The 23,867-nt window shown below is 61.7% G+C and carries 22 protein-coding genes; 18 read left to right on the forward strand and 4 right to left on the reverse strand.

From position 1 onward, the window contains the following. Positions 1 to 101 precede the first annotated feature (101 nt). Positions 102 to 1,196: a mannose-1-phosphate guanylyltransferase gene (gene manB, locus RAE09_RS09915; RefSeq protein WP_250412656.1), complete on the forward strand. Its 1,095-nt coding sequence runs from the start codon at positions 102 to 104 to the stop codon at positions 1,194 to 1,196. A 565-nt stretch (positions 1,197 to 1,761) separates the two neighbouring features. Continuing rightward, positions 1,762 to 2,010, forward strand: coding sequence for a WhiB family transcriptional regulator (locus tag RAE09_RS09920; protein ID WP_005528147.1), 249 nt, complete (start codon positions 1,762 to 1,764; stop codon positions 2,008 to 2,010). Positions 2,011 to 2,091: 81 nt separating this feature from the next. On the opposite strand, the gene RAE09_RS09925 is transcribed toward RAE09_RS09920, so the two are convergent. Next, positions 2,092 to 2,562: a metallopeptidase family protein gene (locus RAE09_RS09925; RefSeq protein ID WP_005322429.1), complete on the reverse strand. Its 471-nt coding sequence runs from the start codon at positions 2,560 to 2,562 to the stop codon at positions 2,092 to 2,094. 96 nt (positions 2,563 to 2,658) lie between these two features. Between RAE09_RS09925 and RAE09_RS09930 the strand changes: the two genes are divergently transcribed. Together RAE09_RS09930 and RAE09_RS09935 are read left to right on the forward strand one after the other, a co-directional pair. Beyond that, a complete protein-coding gene (locus RAE09_RS09930) occupies positions 2,659 to 3,126 on the forward strand; it encodes a DUF3499 domain-containing protein (protein WP_150850639.1) in 468 nt (155 codons plus the stop codon). Positions 3,127 to 3,180: 54 nt separating this feature from the next. Continuing rightward, the gene (locus RAE09_RS09935; RefSeq protein ID WP_005326604.1) at positions 3,181 to 4,548 is read left to right on the forward strand and encodes a phosphomannomutase/phosphoglucomutase; all 1,368 of its coding nucleotides are present in this window, start codon (positions 3,181 to 3,183) and stop codon (positions 4,546 to 4,548) included. Here RAE09_RS09935 and RAE09_RS09940 read toward each other — a convergent pair. Continuing rightward, positions 4,545 to 5,900: an FAD-dependent oxidoreductase gene (locus RAE09_RS09940; RefSeq protein WP_316981596.1), complete on the reverse strand. Its 1,356-nt coding sequence runs from the start codon at positions 5,898 to 5,900 to the stop codon at positions 4,545 to 4,547. The genes RAE09_RS09935 and RAE09_RS09940 overlap by 4 nt on opposite strands. 252 nt (positions 5,901 to 6,152) lie before the next feature. Between RAE09_RS09940 and RAE09_RS09945 the strand changes: the two genes are divergently transcribed. Genes RAE09_RS09945 through RAE09_RS09960 form a run of 4 tightly spaced genes read left to right on the forward strand, consistent with a single transcriptional unit; the run spans position 6,153 to position 9,818 of the window. Further along, positions 6,153 to 7,829 (forward strand): nitrite/sulfite reductase, encoded by a 1,677-nt coding sequence (locus RAE09_RS09945; RefSeq protein ID WP_239278735.1) that lies wholly within the window; start codon positions 6,153 to 6,155, stop codon positions 7,827 to 7,829. Then, positions 7,826 to 8,077 carry a hypothetical protein gene (locus tag RAE09_RS09950; protein WP_316981597.1) on the forward strand — a complete coding sequence of 84 codons (252 nt, stop codon included), beginning with the start codon at positions 7,826 to 7,828 and terminating at the stop codon, positions 8,075 to 8,077. The genes RAE09_RS09945 and RAE09_RS09950 overlap by 4 nt, the downstream gene beginning before the upstream one ends. Before the next feature lie 11 nt (positions 8,078 to 8,088). Further along, the gene (locus RAE09_RS09955; protein ID WP_316981598.1) at positions 8,089 to 8,775 is read left to right on the forward strand and encodes a sirohydrochlorin chelatase; all 687 of its coding nucleotides are present in this window, start codon (positions 8,089 to 8,091) and stop codon (positions 8,773 to 8,775) included. Further along, entirely contained in the window at positions 8,769 to 9,818 is a 1,050-nt protein-coding gene (locus tag RAE09_RS09960) for a sulfite exporter TauE/SafE family protein (RefSeq protein WP_302259365.1), read from the forward strand. The genes RAE09_RS09955 and RAE09_RS09960 overlap by 7 nt, the downstream gene beginning before the upstream one ends. Positions 9,819 to 9,924: 106 nt before the next feature. Here the strand turns inward: RAE09_RS09960 and cobA are convergent, their stop codons facing one another. After that, positions 9,925 to 10,662 (reverse strand): uroporphyrinogen-III C-methyltransferase, encoded by a 738-nt coding sequence (gene cobA, locus RAE09_RS09965; RefSeq protein WP_302259366.1) that lies wholly within the window; start codon positions 10,660 to 10,662, stop codon positions 9,925 to 9,927. Between the two features lie 41 nt (positions 10,663 to 10,703). On the opposite strand from cobA, the gene RAE09_RS09970 reads away from it, so the two are divergent. Continuing rightward, complete coding sequence (locus tag RAE09_RS09970; protein WP_316981599.1) at positions 10,704 to 11,726, forward strand: MurR/RpiR family transcriptional regulator; 1,023 nt, start codon at positions 10,704 to 10,706, stop codon at positions 11,724 to 11,726. Positions 11,727 to 11,732: 6 nt separating this feature from the next. After that, complete coding sequence (gene manA / locus RAE09_RS09975; protein WP_316981600.1) at positions 11,733 to 12,962, forward strand: mannose-6-phosphate isomerase, class I; 1,230 nt, start codon at positions 11,733 to 11,735, stop codon at positions 12,960 to 12,962. A 243-nt stretch (positions 12,963 to 13,205) separates the two neighbouring features. On the opposite strand, the gene RAE09_RS09980 is transcribed toward manA, so the two are convergent. Next, positions 13,206 to 13,994: a hypothetical protein gene (locus tag RAE09_RS09980; protein WP_316981601.1), complete on the reverse strand. Its 789-nt coding sequence runs from the start codon at positions 13,992 to 13,994 to the stop codon at positions 13,206 to 13,208. A gap of 216 nt (positions 13,995 to 14,210) precedes the next feature. On the opposite strand from RAE09_RS09980, the gene RAE09_RS09985 reads away from it, so the two are divergent. The 8 genes from RAE09_RS09985 to secA all read left to right on the forward strand — a co-directional run bounded on the left by RAE09_RS09985 (position 14,211) and on the right by secA (position 23,832). After that, positions 14,211 to 14,594: a DUF4259 domain-containing protein gene (locus tag RAE09_RS09985; protein WP_005326586.1), complete on the forward strand. Its 384-nt coding sequence runs from the start codon at positions 14,211 to 14,213 to the stop codon at positions 14,592 to 14,594. An 81-nt stretch (positions 14,595 to 14,675) separates the two neighbouring features. Beyond that, positions 14,676 to 15,290, forward strand: coding sequence for a dTMP kinase (locus RAE09_RS09990; RefSeq protein ID WP_316981602.1), 615 nt, complete (start codon positions 14,676 to 14,678; stop codon positions 15,288 to 15,290). Between the two features lie 3 nt (positions 15,291 to 15,293). Continuing rightward, a complete protein-coding gene (mtrA, locus tag RAE09_RS09995) occupies positions 15,294 to 15,986 on the forward strand; it encodes an MtrAB system response regulator MtrA (protein ID WP_005322406.1) in 693 nt (230 codons plus the stop codon). Positions 15,987 to 16,075: 89 nt separating this feature from the next. Then, entirely contained in the window at positions 16,076 to 17,833 is a 1,758-nt protein-coding gene (mtrB, locus tag RAE09_RS10000) for an MtrAB system histidine kinase MtrB (protein ID WP_394372007.1), read from the forward strand. Positions 17,834 to 17,835: 2 nt separating this feature from the next. After that, positions 17,836 to 19,569 (forward strand): MtrAB system accessory lipoprotein LpqB, encoded by a 1,734-nt coding sequence (lpqB, locus tag RAE09_RS10005; RefSeq protein WP_316981604.1) that lies wholly within the window; start codon positions 17,836 to 17,838, stop codon positions 19,567 to 19,569. 141 nt (positions 19,570 to 19,710) lie between these two features. Then, positions 19,711 to 20,232, forward strand: coding sequence for a ComF family protein (locus tag RAE09_RS10010; RefSeq protein ID WP_316981605.1), 522 nt, complete (start codon positions 19,711 to 19,713; stop codon positions 20,230 to 20,232). 144 nt (positions 20,233 to 20,376) lie between these two features. Then, positions 20,377 to 21,021: a ribosome hibernation-promoting factor, HPF/YfiA family gene (gene hpf / locus RAE09_RS10015; protein ID WP_005322401.1), complete on the forward strand. Its 645-nt coding sequence runs from the start codon at positions 20,377 to 20,379 to the stop codon at positions 21,019 to 21,021. Between the two features lie 225 nt (positions 21,022 to 21,246). Beyond that, a complete protein-coding gene (secA, locus tag RAE09_RS10020) occupies positions 21,247 to 23,832 on the forward strand; it encodes a preprotein translocase subunit SecA (RefSeq protein WP_005322400.1) in 2,586 nt (861 codons plus the stop codon). Positions 23,833 to 23,867 lie beyond the last annotated feature (35 nt).

Below are 23,867 nucleotides of genomic sequence, written 5' to 3' on the forward strand. Positions count from 1 at the left end.
CGTCCAGTGCGCGTGCCGTTGACCTGGATTGCGCTCCCTACGCTCTACACTGTCCCTCAGAAAATCACAGAATAAAACTGTCCGCATACATAAGGAAGACTATGACTGAAGCAGCCACCACCCACGGTGCCAGCACGGATGCAGTGATTCTCGTCGGCGGCCGCGGCACCCGCCTGCGCCCTCTAACCATCGGTACGCCGAAGCCGATGCTGCCGACGGCAAATTACCCGTTCCTGCAGCACCTGCTCGCCCGCATCAAGGCCGCCGGCATTGAGCACGTCGTCATGTCTACCTCCTATAAGGCCGAGGTCTTTGAGGAGTACTTCGGTGATGGCTCCGAGCTGGGCCTGGAGATCGAGTACGTAGTGGAAGAGACTGCGCTGGGCACCGGCGGCGGCATCCGCAACGTCTACGACAAACTGCGCAATGACACGGTCATGGTCTTCAATGGCGATGTGCTCTCCGGCATGGATCTGGAAGGCATCCTCACCACGCACCATGACAAGGATGCCGATGTCACGATGCACCTGCTCAACGTGGCCGACCCGCGTGCGTTTGGTTGCGTGCCGACCGACTCCAACGGCCGTGTTACTGCGTTCCTAGAAAAGACCGAGGATCCGCCCACCAACCAGATCAACGCCGGTTGCTATGTATTCAAGCGCTCGGTCATCGAGTCCATTCCGGCCAACCGCGTTGTTTCCGTGGAACGCGAAACCTTCCCAGGGCTCCTAGCAGAAGGCCGCCTGGTCGTCGGCCACGTAGACAACTCCTACTGGCGCGATATGGGCCGCCCGGATGACTTCACCCGCGGTTCCTCCGACTTGGTACGCGGCATCGCGCCGTCCCCGCTGATTGAGGGCAAGACCGGTGAATCCTTGGTGGATCCCTCCGCCGGCATCGCCGGGGGCGTGCTGCTGCTGTCCGGTACTGCCGTGGGCCGTGGCTCCGAGGTGGGCGCGGGCTCCCGCCTGGAGGGCACCGTTGTCTTCGACGGCGTGCGCATTGAGCCAGGCGCCATCATCCACAACTCGATCATTGCCTCCGGTGCCCACATTGGCGCCAACGCGGTCATTGAGAACTGCGTCATTGGTGAAGGCGCCCACATCGGTGCACGCTGCGAGCTTCTCGACGGCATGCGTGTCTTCCCTGGCGTTTCCATCCCCGATGCCGGCGTGCGTTTTAGCTCCGATGCTTAACGCTTGTGCAGTGGTCTGGGCACTGCACTAGGTCCAGATGGGATAGGCCGAACTGAGGAAGATTGAGCCTCGGTTCGGCCTTTCTTTTATGGGGCCAGTCGCTGCGCCTAGCCGAACCGGCCGACATGGTGCGGAATCTTCATAGATGTGAAGCGCATGGATCCCTTCTTTGCGGGGTTGTGCGCGCGACACGCCGGGATTTCCTGAAAATTGTTGACAGAAAAACGGGGTACCACTACATGTAGTACCCCCTACCTATACCCCCACAGGGGATCAGTTGTTACGGATGTGACGGATGGGGATCGTGTGCTGCGTTTTTGCCGGAAAGCGCGAAGAAGCCGCCAATTCGGGTTGACGATATTTAGTGATCCGGTGTGAAATTACATCAGTGAAAGAAACAGCGGCCGGCGCCGTTACTTCCACACCATCCCGGCGGGGTTACCCAAGGGGAATGTGGTGTACAGTCGGTCGCACTGATGAGAATTACCCAACCTCGGAGAAAGGAAAAGGCGTGGACAAAATGGCTAATAACAACGCCATTCTCCGTGGCGGTGCTGCTGCAGAGATGTCGCTCGATGAACTCTTCGGTGCCGTCGAGCAGGAGTGGCAGGACCAGGCGCTGTGCGCGCAGACCGACCCTGAAGCATTCTTCCCTGAAAAGGGAGGCTCTACCCGTGAGGCCAAGCGCATTTGCCAGGCCTGCGCGGTGCGCGATGAATGCTTGGAGTACGCGCTGGAGCACGATGAGCGCTTCGGTATTTGGGGCGGGCTATCTGACCGTGAGCGCCGCCGCCTCAAACGCGAGATTGGATAATTAAGGTGTCCAGTAAGGCCCCTGGCTAGCACGCAATGTGCGGCCAGGGGCTTTTCTGCTGCGCCGCGAAATTTACCGGGGCTACCAGCTATAGCGCGGGTCCACTTCTTCGGGGTCCAAGTTGAGGTAGTTGGCCACCAGCGCGGTGATAACGGTACCCAGGAGCTCGGAGCGCTCGGACGGGGTGGAGGCGCGTTGCTCGATGGGCATGCGGAAAATGACCAAGCGTGCGCGGGTGGGCTGGCCCTCGGAATCTACGCCGGCGGGAACCACGCGGCCGAGGGGAACTGGACCATCGGCGATAATCTCATCCGGTAGCACGGTCATATCGGGCGAAAGCCGCATGCGCGGGATGGTGTCTACAGCCAAGTCGAGGCCCCGCAATTGTGGCGCGAAGGCGTTTTGGATGGGGGCATAGGCCTCCAATACGGCCATGTCGAAGTGCTCGCGCGCGCTGCGGTAGCGCGGGGTCTGCTGGGGGAGGAGAGGTCCGCGCATGCCGTGGCCGTGGCGGTCGCGGGCGGGGCGGATATGCGGGCGAGCGGCGGTCATGACCTTGATTCTAGGGTCCTGGCGGGCTGGTTTTAGCGGAGCCACGCCGGGGCGAAGACTATCTAAATCTCAACTAAGGGTTTAGACTTATGCGCTGTGACTATTTCTCGCCATTGCTCCCGCCCAGGCTGCGGCCGCCCCGCCGTGGCGACATTGACCTACGCTTACGCGGACCAGACGGCCGTCGTTGGGCCGCTGGCGGAAGAGGAGAACCCACATAGCTGGGATCTGTGCGCCACCCACCGCGATCGCATCTCCGCCCCAGTGGGTTGGGAGCTGGTGCGTGTGGACCGCATCGAGCTGGATGAGGAAGATGACCTGATGGCCCTGGCAGAGGCGGTCAAGGAAGACGGCCGCGTGACCACCGGCTTGGTCGATGACCGCAGCGCCGGATCCGGTGCAGACCCTATCGACTATTCCGCGACCTTTGATGGAGCGGATCCTGCCAATTCGAATCACCCGGTCTTTCGCACCCGTCGCGTGGCTTATGCCAAAAAGGCGCGCCGCGCGCACCTTTCGGTCGTGCCCGATGAAACGACGCCCGCGGAACCGGAACAGGACTGACACGAACCCCGTGGTGCGGTAGTTTCCCAGTCGGCGGGGGTACTATTGCAGGTTATGCGAACTCGTGAGCATCTTGATGCAGTAATTAAGGCCTATGACGTCCGTGGCGTGGTGGGCGAAGATATCGATGAGAACTTCGTGCGCGATACGGGCGCCGCGTTTGCCGCCATCTTGCGGGAAGAAGGCGAAAATACCGTAGCAGTCGGCCACGATATGCGCCCGTCCTCGCCGTCTCTGGCGCGCGCTTTTGCTGAGGGTGTGACCTCCCAGGGCCTCAACGTGACCTTGCTGGGGCTAACCTCTACCGACGAGCTCTACTACGCCGCCGGCTCCTTGGAGTGTGCTGGCGCTATGTTTACCGCCTCCCACAACCCAGCCAAGTACAACGGCATTAAGCTCTGCCGCGCCGGCGCGGTACCGGTGGGTCAGGAGACCGGCTTGGAGCAGATTAAGCAGATGCTTATCGACGGCACCCCGGAGTTCACCGGCACCGAGGGCGCAATTGCCGAACAGGAGATTCTGGCCGGCTACGCCGACTTCCTGCGCAAGCTGGTACCGCTAGAGGATTCCAAACCGCTCGTCGTAGCTGTCGATGCCGCCAATGGCATGGGTGGCCACACCGTGCCGGCCGTCTTCAATGGCTTGCCTTTCGACGTCCGCGATTTGTACTTCGAGCTCGATGGCACTTTCCCGAACCACGAGGCTAACCCCTTGGACCCGAAGAACCTCGTAGACCTGCAGAAGTTCACCGTGGATCAGAAGGCCGATATTGGCTTGGCCTTCGACGGCGATGCGGACCGCTGCTTCGTGGTGGATGAAAAGGGCCAGCCGGTTTCTCCTTCTGCCATCTGTGCGCTGGTGGCTGAGCGTTACCTGGAGAAGTTCCCCGGCGCTACCATCATCCACAACCTGATTACCTCCAAGACCGTGCCGGAGCTCATTAAGGAAAAGGGCGGTACCCCGGTGCGCACCCGTGTGGGCCACTCCTTCATCAAGGCGCAGATGGCCGAGCACAAGGCTGCCTTCGGTGGCGAGCACTCCGCGCACTACTACTTCCAGGAATTCTGGAACGCTGATTCCGGCATGCTTGCTGCGATGCACGTGCTGGCCGCACTGGGCCAGTCCGACAAGCCGCTGAGCGAGCTCATGGCGGAATACTCCCGCTACGAGGCCTCCGGCGAGATTAACTCCACCGTGGAGGACCAGAAGGCCGCTACCCAGGCAGTACTGGATGAGCTGGCGGATAAGATTGAGTCCGTCGATGAACTCGATGGCGTGACCGTCGAGCTCAAGGGAACCGAGGCATGGTTCAACGTGCGCGCGTCCAATACGGAGCCGCTGCTGCGCCTTAACGTAGAGGCAAAGACCACCGACGAGGTGCAGTCCATCGTCGACGAGGTCCTTGCCATCATTCGCCGCTAATTTTCGGCGCGCGAGTGGGAGACCATGTCCTCCCACTCCACAAACTTCTTACGCTCGCGGCCCTCGCGCTCGCCTAGGGCGCGCTCGGCCGCGTCCAAGCGCTGCCAATCCTGCCACGTCAGATAATCGATACCGCGCTCGGCAAAGACTTCGGTGATATCCGCGGCGCTGGAGGGGGAGGGGAGGGTGCCAGAAGCGGCGTCGGCAAGCAGCATGCCAATCGTCTCCGTGGCATCGGACTTGGTATTGCCAATCAGGCCCACTGGGCCGCGCTTAATCCACCCGGTGGTGTAGAGGCCCGGCACTACCGCGCCGGCCGCATCGATAACATGGCCGCCATCGTTATTGATGACGTTCTTGTCCTGATTAAATGGCACGCCATCGACCGCATCGGAGCGGTAACCGGTGGCGAAGTAGACCGCCTGCACCGGCCATTCGGTGAATTTGCCGGTGCCGTGCACGCTGCCATCGCCATTGAGAGCGGTGCGCTCGGTCTTGATTCCGCTGACCTTGCCGTCCTCGCCCAAAATCTCTACCGGCTGCTCAAAGAGGTGGATCTGCAGCGTGTGCGGCGCCTCCTTGGGATCGCGGATGGCATACTGCTCGAGCACCTGGCACACCAAGTCGGTGGACTTGCTCTCCTGGCGCGCGGCCAGCGAGGCCTCGTCATAGTCGATGTCCTCGGGGGAGACCACAACATTAATGGACTCGGAATGGTCCAGTTCCTTGAGCTCCTGCGGGGTGAACTTGGCCTGCGCCGGGCCGCGGCGGCCGAAGACGCGCACGGTCTCAGCCTGGTTCTTGGCTAGGGACTCGTAGACATTATCGGGGATCTCGGTGACCTTGAGCTCATCGCCGGTCTTGGCCAAGATGCGGGAGACGTCAAGGCCCACATTGCCTACGCCAATGACTGCCACCTCCTTGGCGGAGAGATCCCAGTCGCGCTCAAAGTGCGGGTTGCCATCGTAGAAGCCGACGAACTCGCCGGCGCCATGCACGCCGTCCAAGTCCGCGCCAGGGATATCGCGGTGGCGGTCGCCCACGGCGCCGGTGGCAAAGACCACGGCATCGTAGTGCTGCTGCAGTTCGTCGACGGTGATGTCACGCCCGATGTGCACGTTGGTCAACAGGCGAATCTGCTCGGTATCGAGCACGCGGTGCAGGGACTTGATAATGCCCTTAATGCGCGGGTGGTCCGGCGCTACGCCGTAGCGGATGAGGCCGAAGGGCGCGGGCATCTGTTCGATGAGGTCAATCTGTACCTCGCCGCCGGTCTTTTTTACCAAGATATCGGAGGCATAGATGCCGGCCGGACCTGCGCCGATGACGGCTACCTTCAAGGGCTGATTCATGCTGTGTGAATGCCTTTCTCTTAATCGCGGGATCTAGACCGCTAGGTTCATTTTTGTGGCTTATCTTTCTGGCAATTGAACCGTTTAGTCTAGTTTGCGGCAAGGAGTTGAATTAGATTCTAAAAATATTCTCCCTTCTGGCCAGTTCAGGGCGATTTTTGACTTGAAAATAAAAAAGACCGCTTTGTCTGCTCATTTTAGACGGGTAGGTTGTCTTCCAATACTTAGGAAAGGCAGGTTGAGATCTACACCATGACCACCGCGACTAATACCAAGCGCACACCCCGCGCCAAAAAGCCCGAAGGCCAATGGAAGATTGACGGCACCGAGCCCCTCAATAACGATGAGGTAATTAAGCAGGAAGACGGCGGGCTTTCTGCCAAGCAGCGCGTCATCGATATCTACTCCAAGCAGGGATTTTCCTCTATCCCGGCCGATGACCTAGCCCCTCGCTTCAAGTGGCTGGGCCTTTATACTCAGCGCAACCAGAACTTGGGCGGCGAGATGACCTCCAAGCTGTCCAACGCCGAGCTGCAAGACGAGTACTTCATGATGCGCGTGCGCTTCGACGGTGGCCGTGCCGATCCCGCCAAACTGCGCGCTGTCGGTGAGATCTCGCGCGATTATGCCCGCTCCACGGCGGACTTTACGGACCGCCAGAATATCCAGCTGCACTGGATTCAAATCGAGGATGTGCCCACCATTTGGGACAAGCTCGAGTCGGTAGGTTTGAGCACGCTCATGGGCTGCGGCGACGTGCCGCGCGTCATTTTGGGCTCTCCGGTTGCCGGCGTGGCCGAGGACGAGATTATCGATGCCACCCCAGCCATCGAAGAAATCAAGAATAACTACCTGCCGCGCGAGGAATTCCATAACCTGCCGCGCAAATTCAAGACCGCTATCTCCGGCAACTCCCGCCAGGACGTTACGCACGAGATTCAAGACGTTGCCTTCGTGGGTGTGAACCACCCCGAATACGGCCCGGGATTCGATTGCTTCGTCGGCGGCGGCCTGTCCACCAACCCGATGCTCTCGCAGTCCCTCGGCGCCTGGGTTCCCCTAGAGCGCGTGCCTGAGGTCTGGGCCGGCGTGGTCGGCATCTTCCGTGACTACGGCTTCCGCCGCAATCGCAACCGTGCCCGCCTGAAATTCTTGGTAGCCAAGTGGGGCATCGAAAAGTTCCGCCAAGTGCTGGAGGAAGAATACCTAGACAAGCCGCTGCTGGATGGCATCCCTCTGGAGGTCGAGCCTGGCTCCCGCGATCATCTTGGCGTGCACCGCCAGAAGGATGGCAAGTTCTACGTCGGCGTAAAACCCACCGTGGGCCACGCCACCGGCGAGCAGCTCATCGCCATCGCGGACGTGGCCGAGAAGTTCGGTATCAGCCGCATCCGCACCACTCCGATGAAGGAATTGCTCTTCCTCGATGTGGAGGAAGAAGACATTCCGGCGCTCTCCCGCGCGCTCGATGAGACCGGTCTATACTCCCAGCCGTCCGAATTCCGCCGCGGCGTCATTTCCTGCACCGGCCTGGAGTTCTGCAAGCTCGCGCACGTGACTACGAAGGCCCGCGCCATCGAGTTGGTAGACATTTTGGAAGACACCTTGGGCGATCTGGACGTGCCGATTTCCATCGCGCTCAATGGCTGCCCCAACGCCTGTGCGCGTTCGCAGGTATCGGACATCGGCCTGAAGGGCCAGATTGTTACCGATTCCGAGGGCAACCGCGTGGAGGGCTTCCAGGTTCACCTAGGTGGCGCCCTTGGCCTGTCGCCGGACTGGGGCCGTAAGCTGCGCGGCCATAAGGTCGTGGCCGATGAGGTGCCCGAGTACGTCATTCGTTTGGTCAATAAATACAAGGAGCAGCGCGAGGACGGCGAGCAATTCCGCCACTGGGTCTTGCGTGCCAAGGAGGAGGACTTGCAGTGAATTTTCGCCGCCAGCCCAACCCTAACCGCAACCATCCCAGCTTCTGCCCGTATTGCGCCGGCACTGACCTCTTCCCGGATGAGGAAGATGACTTTGCCTGGAAGTGCCAGGAGTGCCTGCGGATTTTCTCCGTGCGCTTTCACGGCCAAGACGATTCCCCGGTAGCCCCCGCACCGGCCGTGTCCTCCAACGAGGCATTGAAGCGCTCGCTTGCCCGCCGCGGACACTCCACGGCACCGCAGGCTTAAGGATGCGCCCCATGCCCGCACTTATTACCCTGTCCCACGGTTCGCGGCACCCGGGCGCCGCGGCCGGCATTGAGCGCCTGACCCAGGCCACGGGTCTGCGCCCAGCCCGCGCGGCGCACCTGGAATTCAACGAGCCCGACCTCACCACGGCCGCGCTCGAGCTCGCCCAGCTAGGGGAGACCGAGGCCGTTGTGGTTCCGCTGCTTTTTACCCAGGGCTACCACCAACGCGTGGACGTCCCACGCGCGCTTGCCGACGCCGCCCAAACCTCCCACCTTTCCCTCCACCTTGCCCCTGGGCTCGGCACCGGCGAGGACCTCGCCCGCGTGCTCGCCTCCCGTACCCGGCCTGACGATGCCCATGTGGTCATTTACTCCGTCGGTTCCTCCGATACCGCGGCCAACGATGCCATCCGTGAGCTCGCCCACCGCACCTTCGCGCTCACCGGCGTGCCCACGGCGGTGGAATTTGCCACCCGCGGTGGTCGCGAAGGGATCGTGTCCCTGTGCCGCGAGCATCAAGACCCCTCTCGCGTGCGCGTGATTCCGCTCTTCGTGACCGAGGGCCTGCTCCTTGACCGGCTGGCGGGCGTTCCCGCGACCGTCGACCGTCCGCTAGGCACCGACCTCGCGGGCCTCGTCGCAGATCGCTTTCGCCACGCCCGCCGAGCCGCACAGGAGGTGTTCGCGCCATGCTAACCCTCATCCTCATCGCGCTCGCCGGTGCGGCCGCCAACCTCGTGGACGGTGGCATCGGCATGGGCTTCGGCGTCACGTCTACCACGATGTTGTTGCTGGCAGGCCTCGGTCCCGCGCAGGCGTCGGCCGTCGTCCATACCGCTGAGCTTGGTACCACGGCCATCTCCGGATTGAGCCACGCGCGCTTTGGCAACGTGGATTGGAAAACCGTGGTCCGTCTCGGCGTGCCGGGCGGGATCGCCGCCTTTTTGGGCGCTACGTTGTTGTCGAATATCTCCACCGCGGCGGCCGCGCCGGTGACCGCACTCATCCTGGTGGGCATCGGCGCCAACCTCATTTGGCGTTTCTCCCAACCACGCCGCCGTGGCTCCGCCTATAAGCGCACTCACTCCACGCCGTTTCTGGCCGGACTGGGCCTTGTGGGCGGATTCGTCGATTCCACCGGTGGCGGCGGTTGGGGCCCGGTGTCGACTTCCACGCTCATGGCCATCGGCCGCGAGCAGCCGCGCCGCATCGTGGGTACGGTCAACGCCGCTGAGTTCCTGGTGACCTTCGGCGCCACCGCAGGCTTTATCGTCGGTCTCTGGCACGATATCGTCGCCAACTTGGCCGCAGTCGTTGCCCTGCTCATCGGTGGCGCTATCACCGCGCCCATTGCCGCGTGGCTTATCTCTCGCATCAACCCGGTTCTGCTCGGCGGACTGGTGGGCACGGCCATCGTGGGCCTGAATATCAGCAAGGTCATCGGCGCTGCCGAGACGTACTTTGGCTGGGCAGTTCCTGCAGCAGTTACTCCGGTTGCCATCGCAGTCGTGGTCGTAGCTGGTGTAGCCGCCACCGTCCGTGGCGCGCTGCGCACCAGGCGCGCGCGTGCGGCGGAATTGGAAGCCGAAAACGCCGAGGAAGCTGCCCATGCTGATTTCCATGCCCCGGACTATCCGGAGCGTGTCGCTGCCGCCCACCGCGTCCACGGTTCGCGCAGGTCTGCCGTAACCATCGTGCAGGATAAGGCGCCCGAAAGCCCCGCCGCTGACCGCGCGTAGCCCTTCTGCCGCGACCTTTAGCCACGATACGGGCCAAACCCTAACTGCGGTGGGGTAGAGCGCGGCCGCAAGTTGGCCTCGCGGTTCCTGAAGGCCTCGAGGGGTGCTAGAGCCCGGCCACCTCGCCGATGACGTAGACCGCCGGCGCGGAAATCTCATGCTCGGCCATCGTCTGCGCCAAGGTACCCAAGGTGCAGCGATAGGCGCGCTCGGTAGAAAGCGTGCCCTCTTGGATGATGGCGCAAGGAGTGGAGGGGGAGAGGGAGGCGTCGATAAGCGCAGTGGCAATCGCCGGGGCATTCTTCACACCCATAATGACTGCGAGCGTGGCGCCGGAGCGGGCGAGCGCTGCCCAGTCGACCAAGGACTTCTCATGGCCGGGCGGCAGGTGGCCGGAAACCACCGTGAATCCGTGGACAATGCCGCGCTGGGTTACCGGGATGCCGACGACCGCAGGAACGGAAATGGCTGAGGTCACGCCCGGAATGACCGTGGTGGGAATGGACGCTTCCGCCAGCGCTTGCACCTCTTCAAAGCCGCGCCCAAAGACGAAGGGATCGCCCCCCTTAAGGCGGGCCACCTTGCGGCCGGCACGGGCGTGTTCGATGAGTAGCTCGTTGATCTTTTCCTGCGAGATTGACTTCTTATAGGGGAGCTTAGAGACGTCAATAAGCTCTTTGGAAGAAATATCACACAGCTTATCGAGCTGCGCCGTAGGTCCCAGGTGATCGGCAAGAATAACCTCTGCATCCTGCAGGGCGCGCATGCCGCGCACGGTAATAAGGTCCCACGCGCCGGGGCCGCCGCCAATCAGGGTTACGGGATGAATCTGTGCGGAAGTCATAGGACTTCATCTTAGTGGGCGCCCGACTATGCTTGGGCCACATGGATACCGGTAATTACGATGCCGAAACCGTGCGCTTTTTTGATGTCGCGCACGAAGGCGCCCAAATCCGCCTTGTGGCCGGAGAAGTGGAGCGCTGGGGCGAGGCGCTCAGCGGGCTCAATCCCCGCTCGCTTGTCATTATTCCCACCGACGCGATTGCCCGCCAAGCTGCCCACCTAGGCGTTGGCTTAGCCGAGCCGCTGCGGATCCCGATTGTGGTGACCGAATCGCTCCCGCGCTACGTGGGGGCGCTGGACCTGGTCGTGGTCGTCGGCGAGCCTGGCGAATGCGACTGGGCGTCGCGCGCCCTCATTACTGCCAGCCAGCGCGGTGCCACCACCGTGCTCATCGGGCCGGCCAAGGGCCCGCTGGTGGAGGACTGCTCGGAGGATACGCTCGTCGCACCTTGCCTGCCGACGGCCGAGGGTAGCTCGCCCGCGCGCAGCATTGCCGCCCTGCATGCGCTGTGCTGCCTGCTCTATCAGGGGCCGACCGCGGTGAAGGAGACCCTCGAGGACCTCGCTGCGGCTGTGGACCGCGAGCTTGCACAGCTTTCTCCCGAGCGCGATGCCACTACCAATCCGGGCCGCCAATTGCGCGAGTTTATTGACGGCGCCCGCGTCATCCATTCCTGCGTGTTCGACCCGTATTCCTATTCCGAGCGTCGCGAGCACGTGCAGCTCGACGCCCTCGTGGCCCGCATGGCCGCGACCATCTGGGCCGTACACGGCCTGCCGAGCGCATATGTGGACCCAGCCGAATTGCGCCGCGCGCTCGACCGCGACTCCGATAGTTCCCCGGCCACTGATCTCTTCTATGACCCCTTCATTGATGGCGATGGTGCCGGGGGCGCTTTGGTACCCTTGAAGGTGATTTTCTGGGGGCAGGAAGAGGCGAACCTGCCCAACTCGCTTGCAGTCCGCAGCATCGACCCGGAACCGGGCCTGGGGCATCTTGCCCGCTCACTGCAGCTTATTACGCGGAGTTTTGCCGCGACCGCCTACGAGATTTCTAAAGGATAGAAACACATGCAGCTGTTGCACAGCGCTACCCGCAACTATTCCTGGGGCTCGCGTACCCTCATCCCACACCTCAAGGGGCAGCCCGATGCTGATAAGCCCGTCGCCGAGCTGTGGTTCGGTGCCCACCCCGGCGACCCTTCCACGGTGGATGGCCGCCTGCTCAACGAGGTCATTGCAGAGGATCCGGCAGGGCAGCTAGGCAGCCGCGTATCTGCCGAGTACGGCGAGCGCCTGCCCTTCCTGCTCAAGGTGCTTGCGGCCGAGGAGCCGCTGTCCTTGCAGGCTCACCCGTCAAAGACGCAGGCGGAAGAGGGCTTTGCCCGCGAAAACGCCGCCGGTATCGAGCTCACCGCGTCCAATCGCAATTACAAGGACGATAACCACAAGCCCGAGCTCATCGTCGCGCTCACGGATTTCTATGCCATGGCCGGCTTCCGCCCCTTGGCGCGCACCCGCGAGCTTTTTGCCGCCCTCGAGTGCCCTGAGCTGGATCACTACGTTGCCATGCTTGACGACGACCCCTCGGCAACCACCGAGTCCGCCAACCTGCGCGTCCTTTTCACCACGTGGATTACCATTCCGTCTGCCAAGCGCAAGGAGCTCATTTCCGCCATTGTGGCCGCCGGCGAGCGCCTGATCGCCGCCGACCCGGCCGATTGGAAGTCCCGCGTCATGTCCACGGTGCTGGATCTTAACCAGCGCTACCCAGGCGATATTGGTGTGCTGGGCGCCTTGCTACTCAACCACATCGAGCTCTCGCCCGGCGAGGCCGTCTACTTGGATGCCGGCCAGCTCCACGCCTATGTCTCCGGCCTCGGCGTGGAGATCATGGCTAATTCCGATAACGTGTTGCGCGGTGGCCTGACTCCTAAGTTCGTGGACGTTCCAGAGCTGGTCAAGGTCTTGACTTACGCCGCTGCCGACGAGCCGCGAGTGCAACAACAAGATAAGTCCGCCCAGGGCAACGTGCACGATGCCGCCGCATGGTCCTACCCGGTACCCATCGAGGAATTCCTGCTTGACCGCGTGGAGCTCACCGATTCGTCTTCTGTGGATCTCGATTACGATGGCCCGACCATCGCCCTGTGCACCGCAGGTTCCGTAACCTTTACCGATGCTGCGGGCAAGACCCTCACCGCGACCCCAGGCCAGGCCGTCTGGCTGCCAGCCTCCGAGAGGCTCGTTACCGCTACTGCGGCATCCGACGCCGCCGACCTCTTCGTCGCCCGCGCCTAGTCCGCGTTTAGCCCACACAAGCACGCTTCGCCGCCGTTCTCCGGTTTCAGGCGAAGCGTGCTTTTCCGTCTTCACTACGGCCGCGTTGTGGCTTGCTCCGCCCAATTCTTGGCGCACATCGTGGCTGCGTCGCAATTGCCGCATTCCTGCGCATGCAAAACAAGCACGTTTCCCCGATTTCTGCCTTCAGGATCGAGGTAACGTGCTTGTTTTTGTTCGTCTACGCCGAGAACCGGCTCCGGATTAGCGCGAAGGCGTCGCTTCCCTCGGAGCCTGCTGGGCCGTGGCCGGTGCCTGCTTAGTTGGCACCAAGTCGGTAGGCTCCTGGTTCTGATCGGCGGAGGGTCGCTCTGCAGCGGCATGGCCGGTGAGCTGTTCCTGCTCCGCCTTCTCGGCCTCGGGTCGCTCCGTACCAGCTGGTTCCTGGGCCGGTGCGTCGGAAGCCTTGCCCGAGTTATCTTGCGCGGCAGGTGCCTCAGGTGAGGGCTGTGGAGTGGACGGACCAGAGGTGGCCGGCGGGGTGGTGCCGCCCTGGTTGTTCTGTGGAGCGCCAGTAGACTGCGAGCCGTTCTGGTTGCTCGGGTAATCGGGTGTCAGACGCTGATTGCCCTGGCCGGTACCTTGACCACCTTGGGTGGTGGTATTGCCCTGCGAGGCGGTGCCCTGCGGGGAGATGTTTTCTGGACGGTAGACCTTGGTGGGCTGGGTTGCTGCCTGTGGGCGCACTACCGCATTAGGGGCGAGAAACGGATCGTTGTTGTGCGGCTGCTGGTGCTTGGCATCGCCGGACGAGGCGGTAGAACTCGTGGTGCGCGAGGAGTGCTTCTTCGAGGGGGAATGGTCCGTGGAAGAAGTGGTGGTCTCCTCGGCTGCGGTGTGGGTCGGGGAGACGGAGGTGGTCGCGGACTGATCCGCGGCATTGGAATAGTTGGCGCTCGGCGAGCTCATGCGCCAGACGGCGACTCCGACGACGACCGCGGCGATCAGTCCGGCCACAATGAACACGTAGACGCGGCGCGAATCTGGCTTCATCGTGGCTGTCCTTTCTATGAGGCGGGCGGTTTCAGCCCAAGGGGGAGGGCGATACAGTGCCCCGGTAACAAGTTGGTAACGAGGCTATCATGTTTAGGAAACATTGCGACGGCGTCGCGTTTCTGTGATAAGTAAACAAAAAGGCAGTTCACGGGCGTAGAAGGCCATGCAAACCTTTTCATCGTCTGCTTTCTTTCATCAAGAAAGCGTGTATAAATGGCGCTGAAAGCACCGAAGGAGTCAAAAGTGAGTACTTGGGACGAAAATATTTTCAGCACGGACCTCAACATCGATTTCTTGGATGAGATGGCAAACCTCGATGAAGAAGGGGTAATTCGCGCCGTCGAGGATGCCTGCGAGGTCGCACACAGCAAGCCAAAACTCAGCGAAGAAGAAGAGCAGAATGCTCAAGCGGCGGCCACCATTGCTGCCATTTGGGCTGGTGCGCCGTTTAGCGCGGGCGAAGTTGTCGAAGACTACCCCTATATTAGGGAACTGGTGGGCTCTGGCAGCGAGACCTTGACGGAAAATGCGCTCGAGGTGCTCGAAAACGTCGAGGAAGAATATGACCTCGAACCATTCATTGAGGCCCTGTCCTAAGCCGAACCTGCTGCCCGCGGCAGCGGCCGCGCGAGAGCGGCCCCGCGGGTGAAATAACAGAAGGGAAGATAGCCCACACCTATGCTGATTAGCATCGAAGGCATCGACGGTGCCGGTAAAAATACGTTGGTCTCCGCACTCAAGGAGTCGTTGGACCGGCCCGTGGAGGTTATCGCCTTTCCGCGCTATGCAGACTCGATTCACGCGCAGCTAGCGCAGAAGGCACTCTATGGAAAAATGGGCGACCTCACGGATTCGGCATATGCCATGGCGACGCTATTCGCGTTGGATCGCTATGGGGTTAAGGACCAGCTGCAGCGCGCCAAGGAATCCGACACTGTGGTGCTCCTGGATCGTTACGTGGCCTCCAATGCGGCGTATTCGGCGGCGCGGCTCGAAGACGATGCGGTGATGGAGTGGGTGCACGATCTGGAATTTGGCACCCTCAGCCTGCCGCAGGCGGACCTGCAGGTGTATTTGGATACGGCGGTAGAGGTGGCGTCGGAAAGAGCGCAGGCACGAGCCCACGCGGACGCCAGCCGGGAACGCGACCGCTACGAACGCGATGGCGGGTTGCAAGAACGCACCGCCGCGGCCTACCGGCGCCTAGCAGATGCGGGCTGGGGTGGACGCTGGATCGCTACCGCCGATGCGGATATTATTATTTCAGCGATAAAAGACCTTGTAGGAGAATAAAACGTGGCGCCCAAGATTTTGGTTGTCGATGACGATCCGGCTATCTCAGAGATGCTGACCATAGTGCTCGAGTCCGAGGGACTCAAGCCCATTCCGGTCATGGACGGCAATGACGCCGTGCCTGCCTTTGAGCAGCACGAGCCGGACCTCATCCTGTTGGACCTCATGCTTCCGGGCATGAACGGCGTAGATATTTGCCGTGCCATCCGCCGTGAATCCTCTGTGCCCATCGTTATGCTGACCGCCAAGACCGATACGGTTGATGTGGTACTCGGCCTTGAATCCGGCGCGGATGATTACATCACCAAGCCATTCAAGCCCAAGGAACTCATCGCTCGCATCCGTGCGCGCCTGCGTCGCACCGATTCTGCGGAATCTGAAATCCTGGAGGTTGCGGACCTTGTCATTGATGTGCCGGAACATACCGTGCGCCGCACCGATGGTACCGAGCTGAACCTGACCCCGCTGGAGTTTGACCTGCTGCTGGAGATGGCGCGCCGCCCCGGCCAGGTACACACGCGTGAATCGCTGTTGGAATCCGTGTGGGGCTATCGCAATGCTTCTGATACCCGCTTGGTAAATGTGCACGTCCAGCGCCTGCGCGCCAAGATCGAGCACGATCCGGAAGACCCGCAGATCGTGCTGACCGTGCGCGGCGTGGGGTATAAGACCGGCAAGGCCGGCGCCGGGGAGTAAGGACCATCGGCATCATTGAGCGTCTAAGGCGCATTCGAGACGCCTTCATTACAACGTGGCGCACCTCTTTGCAGGCGCGCGTCATTGGCATGATCTTGGTCGCCTCCTCGGTGGTCATGATCATCTTGGCCTACGCGCTGGTGTCCGTGCTTACCCAGCGCCTGGTCAGCCAAAAAGAGGACGTAGCCCAGCAGGAGCTGGAGCGCGCCCGCACGGCCGTGGAACAGCAGATCGATGCCACCAGTTCCGCTAACTCCGTCCAGGTACGCATCAACTCTGCGCGTGCTGCGTTGGGCCAGCTCTCCGCCCAACAGGGCGATGCCCAGGCGGTCTATGAACCAGTCATCGTGGTGGAAAACCAGGATGGCTCTGTTACCACTTCGCCCGAGGACTTCCCCGTGCCGGATCAGCTGCGGGAGATGGTGGATCAAGGCCAGATTGCGCAGCAGTATTTCCCGGCTCCACGCGAAAATGGTGATCACTACAACGCCTTGCTCGTAGGCACGCCTACCGATACCGATATTCCCCGTACGCAGGTCTACCTGGCGTTGTCCATGGAATCGGAAGAATCCACCATGGCGTTGATGCGCGGTCTGCTTTCGGCGGCCGGTGTGGTCGTCGTGGTGCTGCTGGTGGGCATTGCCTGGCTAGCTACCCAGCAGGTAATTACGCCAATTCGCTCGGCCTCGCGCATTGCGCAGCGCTTGGCGGCGGGTCATTTGAAGGAGCGCATGGCCGTCGATAGCGATGATGAGATGGGTCGCTTGGCCGCGTCCTTCAATAACATGGCCGATAAGCTTTCCTCCCAAATTGCACAGCTGGAGGAGTACGGCGATTTGCAGCGGCAGTTTACTTCTGACGTCTCCCATGAGCTGCGCACCCCATTGACCACCGTGCGCATGGCCGCGGACATGATTGAGGCGGAAAGCGATAGCCTGCCGCACGGTGCCCAGCGCGCTTCCCGCCTCATGTCGAGCGAGCTCGACCGCTTCGAGGAATTGCTCGCGGACTTGCTGGAGATTTCTCGCCACGATGCTGGTGTGGCGGATTTGTCTACGGCAGCCATTGATCTGCGCTCGTGTGTGGAGGCGGCCTACGGACAGGTGGAGCATTTAGCCCGCGAGCTCGACGTGGAGGTCCAGCTCAACCTGCCGGAGGAGCGCATCGGAGTCGAGGCCGATTCCCGCCGCCTTGAGCGCATCTTGCGCAACCTTCTGGCCAATGCCATTGATCACTCGGAGGGCAATCTGGTGGCGGTTGACGTCGCAGCCACAGACACTGCGGTGGGCGTTACCGTTACGGACCACGGCGTGGGCTTAAAACCTGGCCAGGAAGAGCTGGTATTCAACCGCTTCTGGCGTGCGGATTCTTCCCGCAAACGCCATTCTGGCGGCACCGGTTTGGGCTTGGCTATCGCCCGCGAGGATGCCGTCTTGCACGGCGGCACGCTAGATGCCACCGGCTACGAGGGATTTGGTTCTCGCTTCCGCCTCATTATTCCGCGCACCCCGAATACCGAGGTGGGTGAGGCTCCCATCGCTGTGGAGATTCCCGGCGCACCCGTCACCAGCACTGCGGATGGTAGTGAGCTGGCAGAACCCGAAGTTGAAACTTCAGAAGCACAGGATACTGGCGCCGCCGCACCGGATGCAGGGCCTGCCGCTGCAACGCCGGCCATTTCCTCGGGCATGAGCTCACCGCACGTCGACAAGAGCGAAAAAGGCACCGATGGCGAGACGGAGGGCGATGGCATCCTCTGGCCTTCGGAACGTGAGCTTAACCGCGGCGCGGCCACCCCGGACAGGCGCGCCTATAAGGCCCCGGACTTTGAGGGTAGGAGGAAATAAGCGTGTTGAGAGCGAAGTATCGCAAGACCGCAGTTGTCGGCACCGCAGCGGCCGTGCTTTTTGTCAGCGGCTGTTCCACCCTGCCGAATAACACCGGTCCGCAAGTAGTCGGTACCTACCAGCAGCAACCGGATGGCCCGGAAGAAGTCATTGCACCGCAACCCGGCGATGACCCGGACTTGACGTTGCGCGATTTCTACCAGGCTTCCGCCGTGCCGGGAAACGACCATGAGGTCGCGCGCGGCTTTTTGACGGATAACGCCCGGGAAGCCTGGGACGCCAGCGGCGATGTGATGGTGGTCGATAGCTTGGACATCGTTACCGCGCCCGCTAGTAAGCAAAGCTCGAGGGATAATGAGCGCGCCTTCACGGTGCGCGGCACCATCATCGGCCGCCTGAAATCCGGCGGTGCGTACGTGCCGGAAAATGAGGGCTACGAGGCCGTCATCTACATGAAGATGCAAGACGATAGGTGGCGCGTCGATGGCTTGCCGGCAGGGGTAGTAATGGAGCGCAATGAAATGCGCAATCACTACACCCCGCAATCGCTGTACTTCTTTAAGCAGAGCAACGATGTGCTGGTTCCAGACCGCCGCTGGCTGTATAAGGGCGGCGAACAATCGGAGTCGACGCTCCTTACGCTGTTGATGGAGGGACCTTCAGCTAGCATTGCGCCCGCTACCCGGCGGGCAGCGGGGGAGAATGTCACTTTCGCCGGCTATGACCGCGAACAGGGCTACCAATTCGAGGGCCTTGCTGACCTAGACGCCCAAGATCGCACCCTCTTTGCAGCCCAGCTAGTGTGGACGCTCACGGAAGCCGGCCATACCGGCCCCTTTAAGGTCAAGGCCGATGGCGGTGACCTGGTGGAGGGTATGGATAGCCTGAGCGTGGATGACTTCGCGGACTATAACCCGGAGGAAAGCAGCACCTCTTTGTCTAAGCTCTACGCCCTCAATGAGGGCAACCTGCTCGAGGTAGACGATGGTGTGGCCGAGCACGTGAAATCCACGCTGGGCAGCAGCGGTGACGTGCAATCCGTCGATGTTGCCGATAGCGGCCTCGTTGCGGCAGTGCGCCGCAAATCCAATAATGACTTCTCGCTGCAGATAGGCGAGCTTGACGGCCAGCTGCAGGATTCGGTGGACGGACCCACGCTGGCACGGCCGACCTTCGAGTACAACGGGCAAGCCGCCTGGACCGTGGTCGATGGCGATCGCATCGTGCGCGTGGTGCGCTCCAAGACCACGGGCCGCATCTCCGAATCCGAGGTGGATGCCCGCAGCATCGACGATATTGAGGGCGAAATCTCCGTTATCCGCTTGTCCCATAGCGGTGCGCGCGTGGCCATGATTATTGATGGCCACGTGTACATTGCGGCCGTTGCCCAATCCAGCAGCGGCGATAAGCGCATCGTCAATGCCCGCGAGGTAGGCCCCGAAGTATCTGGCTCGGCACTATCGCTGGACTGGAATGCGGATGGCTCGCTTATCGTGGGTACTTCCTCGAGCCAGTCGCCCGTATGGCGCATCGAGCAGGATGGTTCCTCAGCCTCGACCATGCCCACCGGCAATATCACCGCCCCCGTGGTGGCCGTGGCAACCTCGCCTACCAAGCTCTTTATTACTGATTCGCACGCCATGCTGGAGCTTCCTTCCACCGTGATGGACGAAACCAACTGGCGCGAGGTCTCCGGCCTGCAGGGTCGGCGTTCTTCCCCTATCGTTTCTAATTAGCCGCCAGAGGGCCTGCGCGGCTGGGGAGAGGCGATTATGGGCTTGGGGGAGCTTATTTTTCCGCGTGCGTGCGCTGGGTGCGGCGCGCCGGGTGAGGTCTTGTGCCCACCGTGCCGCGATCACCTGCGGCAGCCGCCCTACATGGTGGCACGGCCCCGGCTGCTGGGCGCGCCTGTCTATGCTCTCGGCCCCTATTCCGATATTCGCCGCCGCATCATCATTGGCATGAAGGAGCGTGGCAATCGGCCGGTGCGCGAGTATGTGGGGGCCGTCTTCGCGGCCGGGCTGGCTCATTTGAGCGCCCGCGGCGATATCCCGCGCGAGTACACCCTCGTTCCCGCGCCTACTCGGCCGCGTTCGGCGCGGGCACGCGGCGGCGATCCGGTGTCCGCTGTGTGTCACGCCGCGGCGCAGCACCAGCGCGTGGGCGTGTGCGCGGCGCTCACAATGGGCCAGTCCACCGCGGACCAGTCCGAGCTCAATGCCCAGGATAGGTGGGCAAACCTGCAGGGCCGAGTCCGCGTGCGCGCCCCAATTGCGCAGAGCCCTGCATTGCTTGCCGACGACGTCATTACCACCGGTGCCACCCTCGCCGCGAGCATCGCCGCCCTGCAGGCCGCGGGTGTGGAAGTCTGCGGGGCATTGGTCTTTGCGGATGCCTAGATAGGGGTGGCGCCCACCCTCGAGGTAGGGGAGTTGCTTAAAAATTTCCCGCAAAGGTCATAACCAGTGCTACCATGAGGAGTGTCACAGAGAGATAGTTACTGTGATTGATTCTAGTCCCCACTACTCAAGGGAGGCATCTCAATGTCCCAGCCAAACAAAGCTCAGGTAACGATTACGGGCCGCAACGTCGAGGTCCCCGAGCACTTCCAAGAGCGAGTTAATGACAAGCTGGCCAAGATTGAACGCCTTGACCCCACCCTGACCTTCTTCCACGTGGAGCTGCAGCACGAACCAAACCCGCGCCGTGACTCCGAAGCGGAGCGTCTTCAGATCACCGCTACGGGCAAGGGACATATCGCCCGCGCTGAAGCCAAGGAAGATTCCTTCTACGCAGCGCTCGAAACCGCCTTGGGCAAGATGGAGCGTTCCCTGCGCAAGGTGAAGGTGCGCCGCGAAAACGTCAAGGGCGGTCACCGTGCACAAAAGGGTACCGGCGAGATTGCCGCTGAGATGGTGGCCCAAGCTGAAGCGGAGCGCGCCAAGGAAGAGCGCTACGTTGACCCCTATGCTGAGACCGTGGAGGACGTTCGCCCCGGCCAGATCGTGCGTACCAAGGAGCACCCGGCTACCCCGATGAGCGTGGATGATGCCTTGAGCGAGATGGAGCTGGTGGGCCACGACTTCTTCCTCTTTGTCAACGAGGAGAACAATAAGCCGTCCGTGGTCTACCGCCGCCACGCCTACGACTACGGCATTATCTCCCTGTCGGAAGACGCTGAAGCTTAAAGGAGCTCATACATCTCTTAGCTAACGACCCTGCTGCGAGTATGCAGCGGGGTCGAATGTGTGGTTAGGGGAGGGGGCGTCGGCAAGCAGGTTGCGGGGGATATACAGGCTGAACGGAGGCTGTCCGCCTGCCCTTTGTGCTAGGCGGGAGATGCTTTGTGAAAGCGAGTGAGTACAATAGCGACGAGTTAACTTTATTGTCGCGACTAGAAGGACTAACTAACCGTGTTTGGACTTTCCAAGCTGCTGCGCGCGGGCGAGGGCCGTACGGTCAAGCGCCTGGGCAAAATGGCAGACGATGTAATTGCCCTTGAGGATAAGTACGCGGAGCTTTCGGACGACGAGCTTAAGGCGAAGACCGACGAGTTCAAGACTCGCCTGCGAGACGGCGAAGAGATGAATGACATCTTGCTCGAGGCCTTTGCCACCGTCCGTGAGGCTGCCTGGCGCGTCCTCGATCAGAAGCACTACCGCGTGCAGATCATGGGCGGTGCGGCCCTGCACTTCGGCAACGTCGCCGAGATGCGCACCGGTGAGGGCAAGACCCTGACCTCGCTGCTGCCGGCCTACCTCAATGCCCTTGACGGCAAGGGCGTCCACATCGTGACCGTTAACGATTACCTGGCAAAGCGCGACGCCGAGATGATGGGCCGTGTCCACCGCTGGCTCGGCCTGTCCGTGGGCGTCATCCTGTCCGAGATGCGCCCGCCAGAGCGCAAGGCCGCCTACGATTGCGACATTACCTACGGCACCAATAACGAGCTGGGCTTTGACTACCTGCGCGATAACATGGTCCGCTCCCTCAATGATGTGGTGCAGCGCGGCCACAACTTCTGCATCGTGGACGAGGTCGACTCGATTCTTATCGATGAAGCCCGTACCCCGCTCATCATCTCCGGCCCGGTAGATGGTTCCTCCCAGTTCTACAGCGTCTTCGCGCAGCTGGCCCCGCGCATGCGCGAGGGTATCCACTACGAGGTGGACCACAAGAAGCGCACCATCGGCGTGCTGGAAGAGGGCGTGGAATACGTCGAGGATCAGCTCGGCATCGATAACCTCTACGCCCCCGAGCACTCCCAGCTGGTGTCCTACCTGAACAATGCCTTGAAGGCTAAGGAGCTTTTCACCCGCGATAAGGACTACATCGTCCGCAATGGTGAAGTCATGATCGTGGACGGCTTCACAGGCCGCGTGCTGGCCGGCCGCCGCTACAACGAGGGCATGCACCAGGCCATTGAGGCCAAGGAGCAGGTGGAGATCAAGAACGAGAACCAGACCCTGGCTACCGTTACCCTGCAGAACTACTTCCGCCTGTACGAGAAGATCTCCGGCATGACCGGTACGGCAGAAACCGAGGCCGCCGAGCTGCACTCCATCTATGACTTGGATGTGGTGCCGATTCCTACCAATAAGCCGAATCAGCGTGCCGACCACTCTGACCGCATCTACAAGACGCAGGAAGCTAAGTTCGCTGCCGTAGTGGACGATATTGCCGAGCACGTCGAGTCCGGCCAGCCGGTTCTGGTCGGTACCACCTCCGTGGAGCGCTCCGAGTACCTGTCCCAGCTGCTGTCTAAGCGCGGCATCAAGCACAACGTGCTTAACGCTAAGCACCACGAGGAAGAGGGCCAGATCATCGCCCGTGCGGGACGCCCCGGCACCGTCACCGTGGCTACCAACATGGCCGGCCGTGGTACCGATATCGTGCTCGGTGGCAACCCCGAGGTCATCCTCGATGAGAAGCTGCGCGAGCGCGGCCTAGACCCATTCGAGGATGAAGAGAAGTACCAGGAGGCCTGGGAAGCAGAAATCGATTCCGAGAGGGAGCGCTCCAAGAAGCTGGGTGACCAGGTGCGCGAGGCCGGTGGCCTCTACGTGCTGGGCACTGAGCGTCACGAGTCCCGCCGCATTGATAACCAGCTGCGTGGTCGTACCGGCCGCCAGGGTGACCCGGGTGAGACCCGCTTCTACCTGTCCATGCGCGATGAGTTGATGGTGCGCTTTGTGGGCCAGTCCATGGAAAACATGATGAACCGCCTCAACGTGCCGGACGATGTCCCCATCGAGGCCAAGATGGTTTCCAACTCCATCAAGGGTGCCCAGGCGCAGGTGGAGAACCAGAACTTTGAGATGCGCAAAAACGTCCTCAAGTACGACGAGGTGCTCAACGAGCAGCGCAAGGTGGTCTACGCTACCCGTCACGACATCCTTGATGCCGGAGATATTCAGGACAATATCCGCGGCATGATCGATGACACCGTGTCCGCGTATGTCGCTGGCGCTACCGCCACCGGTTACGTGGAGGACTGGGATTTGGACGCGCTGTGGAATGCGCTGGATTCCCTCTACGGCCCCACCATTTCCCATGAGGAGCTGGTGGAAGGCTCCGAGTATGGTTCCCCAGGCGAGCTCTCTGCTGAGCAGCTTCGCGACGCCCTGGTGCAGGACGCCAATAATGAGTACGACAAGCTCGAAGAGTCTGTGACCGCCATCGGCGGCGAGCAGCAGATGCGCAATACCGAGCGCATGGTCATCCTGCCTATCATCGACCAGAAGTGGCGCGAGCATCTCTATGAGATGGACTACCTCAAGGAGGGCATCGGCCTGCGCGCGATGGCGCAGCGCGATCCGCTGGTGGAGTACCAGAAGGAGGGCGGCGAGATGTTCAACGCCATGAACGATGGCGTGAAGGAAGAGACCGTCCGCCAGCTGTTTATGCTGCGCAAGCAGTTCAAGCAGCAGGAAGAGGAGCAGGCCGGCGAATCCGCTGCTACCGCTTCCGGCAACGGTGAGGGCACCGTAGAGGCCTAGGCCTCGGCGCCCTTCGTCCAATCCCGCCCCAACCC

Origin of the sequence: Corynebacterium tuberculostearicum, from assembly GCF_032821615.1 — a bacterium.
In the GTDB taxonomy this organism is placed as follows: Bacteria; Actinomycetota; Actinomycetes; order Mycobacteriales; family Mycobacteriaceae; genus Corynebacterium; species Corynebacterium tuberculostearicum_H.